Source organism: Prevotella rectalis (assembly GCF_900607215.1).
GTDB classification, from domain to species: domain Bacteria; phylum Bacteroidota; class Bacteroidia; order Bacteroidales; family Bacteroidaceae; genus Prevotella; species Prevotella brunnea.
Genome location: NZ_LR027820.1, coordinates 765,600 through 767,098 on the forward strand (window position 1 = coordinate 765,600; position 1,499 = coordinate 767,098).

Genomic DNA, 1,499 nt, shown 5'->3' on the forward strand with positions numbered 1-1,499 from the left:
GACGCTCGATAGCGCACATTCGACCCGACCATCAATGAAATTATATTACAAAAACCACGTTTGTAACACGCCTCATAACCGATTGATAATCAAGATAATATTAATTGCGATTTAAGAGCTTAGCTTTTGCACTCCAATTCATGACCTTTTGCAGTGCAAAAGCTTACCTTTTGAAAAGCAAAAGCTAAGCTTTAAATAGATGAATGAAGAAAATTTAGGACACTGTTGAACTTTTCTCATATAGCCGGAAAGGATTTTCGCGTTTTCAACGCCCCGGCTAAACAAAGAATATGCTTGTCTTTTGTCTTGTCAGGACAGGCAGGTTTTGATATGAATTCATTGCGTATGGGTTTTAGTTAGTCATCCCTCAAAAGCTCAACTTACAACCAACAGATGGTATTGGATCCCCCAGTTCGGGATAAGAAATAGTTCATAAAAAAGTTGGTAGTCTCATAAATACTTTGTATCTTTATAGGTGAAAATCAAATAGTTACAAAGATATTGATTATGACTACCGATTACAAGGTTATTGAATTATTCTGTATTATAGATTATTACTGTCCGCTAAACATCCCACATTTTTTATGAATTAGGGCTGACACTTCTCACGAGGTATCAGCCCTTTTTGTTATCTTTGCTTTTGTTTCCAAACTCAGATAACATGGGCAAAAGTACACATTTCTTCGGACAGCCGGTATATGGTCAGCTGATAAAATCTCTCGACCATGATAAAATAGTTGAAATAAGCCGTCGAAACGGCGGTGAGCGATATGTGAAGACCTTTGATGGCTTCACCCATCTTCTTACGATGCTGTATGCAGTCATCATGCGCTTCGACTCCCTGCGCGAGATAGAGGCGGCAATGACGGCTGAGGTGCGCAAGCTTCATCACATAGGCATTGACAGGGTTCCTAAGCGCAGTACCCTGTCAGATGCGAACGCCAGACGCTCGGAGAAATTCTTTGAGGACGTGTATCACGACCTTTACGAGTCCAATAAGGACAGACTTTCTTCGGACAGCCGACGCAATGGTACGGAGGAATGGGTAAAACGTCTGAGAATCATCGATTCCACCACGATAACCCTGTTCTCTAACGTCATCTTCAAGGGCGTGGGCCGTCATCCTAAGACGGGAAAGAAGAAGGGTGGCATAAAAGTGCATTCCGTCATTCATGCAAACGAGGGAGTTCACTGTGACGTGAAGTTCACCTCTGCCGCTACCAACGATTCCTTCATGCTCGCCCCCAGCCATTTCAAGCATGATGAAATCGTTGCCCTGGATCGTGCATATATTAACTATGAAAAGTTTGAGGAACTGACCGAGAGGAACGTCGTCTATGTCACCAAGATGAAGAAAAATCTCAAATGCGAGGTGTTGGCAGACTGCATGGATATGAACGAGGATGGGCTGATGGAATATCGTGAGCAGGTGGCGGTGTTCAGGAAGGGCGGTATCAACCATATAGCGCGTATCATCACCTATGTGGATATCAAGAAGG

1 pseudogene (only partly in view) is annotated in these 1,499 nt (G+C 43.1%); it reads left to right on the forward strand.

The window, feature by feature from the left end:
* Positions 1-661: 661 nt before the first annotated feature.
* Positions 662-1,499, forward strand: a pseudogene (locus E0E16_RS04230) (IS4 family transposase); it runs 513 nt beyond the window's last position.